Genomic DNA, 3,189 nt, shown 5'->3' with positions numbered 1-3,189 from the left:
CACCGAGCGCAGCGTGCCGATGAGCGCCGCGACCACAGCCACGCCGACGCCGCTGGCCACCACCCCGGGCGACAGCACATACTGCAGGAACGGAAAGCGGAAGAAATCGCTGTAGATCCCGCTCATGCCGCGTCCCAGCCAGGCACCGAGGCCTAACCCCAGCAGGGAACCGAGCACCACGAAAAGCATCACCAAGCCGACGTAGTGCGTGCCCACCTGCAGGTTGCTGTACCCGAAGGCTTTAAGTACCGCGATTTGGTCCCGCTGCTGATCGACGATGCGCCCGATCACCACGCTGAGCAGAAAGGCCGCCACGCCGAGGAAGATGATCGGGACGATGCGGGCCATGGCCTTCAGTCCGGCCAACTCCTGGGAGAGATATTCATGGGAGAGCTGGTCGTCACGGCCGAACGCACCCGTGCCGCCGTAGCGTTCCAGCAGCCGATCGAGCCGGTCGATCACCCGATTCTCGTCGACGCCCGGCTCCAGGGTCAGGGATACGCTATTGAAGGCCTGCTCCATGTCCCAGGCGGCCGCGAGCGGCTCGTCGCGCATCCAGAGGATGGCGTAGCGCTCGAAATCCGGGAACAGATCGCCGGGACGGATTTGGTAGACGAATTCGGGGGAGAGGGCGATGCCGCTGATGCGCAGCTCGCGTCGTTTGCCGTTGATGATGGCTTCCAGCGTGTCGCCCGGCCGCAGATCGTGCGCTTCGGCAAAGGGCTCGCTGATGGCCGCCTCGCCCGGTGCGAAGGGTTCGGGAAGGCGCCCCTCACGCAGGTAGAGCTGGTTGAGTACCGGCTGGCCGGTGTTGGGGATGGAGACCGTCTGCGCCGTCACTGGATCGCCGAAGTCCGGCACCTGCAGGGTGGCGCCGCCCACGGTCCGGGCCTGCACCCTGGCGACACCCGGAATGGCTTTGATGCGCTCCACAAGCGTTACCGGTGCCCGTTTGACCTGCGCGAACACCTCTGCAAAGCGGTACTCCTCGTAAAAGGCGCTCTGAGTCAATTCCAAAGAGTCGATGGTGCTGTAGGAGATCACCCAGGTGGCGACGCCGCCGGCGATGACCATGGCAATGGCCAATGCCTGGCCGCGCAGGCCCCAGAAATCCCGCAGCAGCTTGCGGTTGATGGCACGGATCACCAGGAGAGCTCCGCCGGTTCGACCTTGGTCTCGTTGCGTTCGATGGTGGTGATATGCCCGTCGGAAATGTGGATGACGCGATCGGCCATGGCAGCGATGGCGGCATTATGGGTGATCACCGCCGTGGTGGTACCCAGTTCCCGGTTGGCCCGCTGCAGCGCCTCGAGCACCACGATGCCGGTCTTCGAGTCCAGCGCACCGGTGGGTTCATCACAGAGCAGGACCGCAGGGCGCTTGGCGATGGCGCGGGCGATGGCCACCCGCTGCTGTTCGCCGCCCGAGAGCTGGGCCGGGAAGTGATCGAGCCGTTCCGAAAGGCCGACCACCCCCAGCGCCTCCTCGGGCGTGAGGGGATTACGGGCGATCTCGGTAACGATGGCCACGTTTTCCCGTGCCGTGAGACTGGGGATCAGATTATAGAACTGGAAGACAAAGCCCACGTAATCGCGACGGTAAGCGGTGAGGGCCGCGTCATCGCTGCGGGTCAGCTCCGTATCGCCGTAGAAAACCCGCCCGGAACTGGCGCTGTCCAGTCCGCCAAGAATGTTCAGCAGCGTCGACTTGCCGCTGCCCGAGGCGCCCAGCAGCACCACGAACTCACCCGCGTAGAACTCCAGATCGACCCCGCGCAAAGCATGGATCTCCACCTCGCCGACACGATAGGTCTTGGTCAGCTGTTGGGTGCGGAAAACGACGTTGGAGGTGAGCTCGGGCACGGCGACAGGGGTTTTTGTAGGAGTTGCTTCAGTATACGGAAAGAAGCCGCCGTTGTTGCGCTAATCAGGGCACCACCGTTTTCGCGGGTCCTGTAGGTCGGCCTTAAGGCCGACATCATCCGCATCAAAGCCCGGGCTGCGGCGCGGGATAAGGCACGTCGATTCCGCCCAGTCCACAGTAGCCGGAGGGGTTCTTGGCCAGGTACTGCTGATGGTAGTCCTCGGCGTAGTAGAAGGGCGGGGCCTCACGGATTTCGGTGGTGATGCTGCCGTACCCGGCCTCCTTCAGTGCTGCCTGGTAGCGTTCGCAGCTTTGCTGTGCAAGCCGCATTTGTGCTTCCGAATGGGTGTAGATGGCGGAGCGGTATTGAGTGCCGATGTCGTTGCCCTGGCGCATGCCCTGGGTTGGGTCGTGGCCCTCCCAGAAGAGCCGCAGAAGATCCTCATAGCTGACCCGTTTCGAGTCATAGACGATGCGCACCACCTCGGCGTGGGCGGTCTTTCCGCTGCAGACTTCCTGGTAGGTGGGATTGCGCGTATAGCCGCCAGCATAGCCCACCATGGTGGAGTAGACGCCTTCGGTCTGCCAGTAGCGGCGCTCGGCACCCCAGAAGCAGCCCATCCCGAAAATCGCCAGCTCCATTCCCTCGGGAAACGGCGGGACGATGCGGTTGTCGCTCACGTAATGGGTTTCCGATACCGGGACCGGCTCTTCACGACCGGGAAGAGCCTCCTGGGGTGAGGGAATTTCCTGCTTGTTGGGAAACAGTGCCATTGACCTCTCCGGATTGCGGACTACCCGCCAATTATGGCACAGGACATCCGCCCGTTTTCTCCGGGCCGGGCATATACCCTCCTGAAGAACTTGCCCCCGTTGTCATTACGAGCCGTACCCCCTGCTGCGCAGGCCCGAATCAAAGACGAACTTTCAGCCGTCATAGCGGAGCGCCGAACGAGGGTCCCTTCTCCCTCAGGGAGAAGGACAGGATGAGGGGGAAAGAAAACGGTCACGGCCTATTAGATCACCCCCTCCCTGGCCCTCCCCCACAGGGGGAGGGAATGGCATCATCGGCCCTGTTCCGTACCCCTGGCTGCATGGAAAGGGGGAAGTTCTTCAGGAGGAGCCTAAGCAACGAAGTAATCTCTCTACCCCCGGGATTGCCGCGTCGCCTGGGCTCCTCCTGATGAACTTGCCCTCGCTGTCATTACGAGGAGCCCCGGCGACGAAGTAATCTCCTGCTCCCAAAACCCCAGATTGCCGCGTCGCTGGGGCTCCTCCTGATGAACTTGCCCCCGCTGTCATTACGAGGACGCCTACATGGATGTA

Annotated in this window: 3 protein-coding genes; all 3 read right to left on the bottom strand. The window is 62.9% G+C overall.

Features of this window, described 5'->3' with window-relative positions:
• Nucleotides 1-1,146 (bottom strand): FtsX-like permease family protein (locus Q7L05_RS17215; protein ID WP_303909522.1); only part of this gene is annotated, 1,146 nt, incomplete at its 3' end.
• Nucleotides 1,143-1,862: an ABC transporter ATP-binding protein gene (locus Q7L05_RS17210; RefSeq protein WP_303909520.1), complete on the bottom strand. Its 720-nt coding sequence runs from the start codon at nt 1,860-1,862 to the stop codon at nt 1,143-1,145. The genes Q7L05_RS17210 and Q7L05_RS17215, both read right to left, overlap by 4 nt.
• A 124-nt stretch (nt 1,863-1,986) precedes the next feature.
• Nucleotides 1,987-2,637, bottom strand: coding sequence for a peptide-methionine (S)-S-oxide reductase MsrA (gene msrA / locus Q7L05_RS17205; RefSeq protein ID WP_303909519.1), 651 nt, complete (start codon nt 2,635-2,637; stop codon nt 1,987-1,989).
• Nucleotides 2,638-3,189: the final 552 nt, after the last annotated feature.

This window comes from Thiohalomonas denitrificans, from assembly GCF_016841685.1.
Classification (GTDB): Bacteria; Pseudomonadota; Gammaproteobacteria; order Thiohalomonadales; family Thiohalomonadaceae; genus Thiohalomonas; species Thiohalomonas denitrificans_A.
The sequence above is the reverse complement of the archived record's forward strand: the minus strand, read 5'-3'. Positions and strand labels throughout refer to the sequence as shown.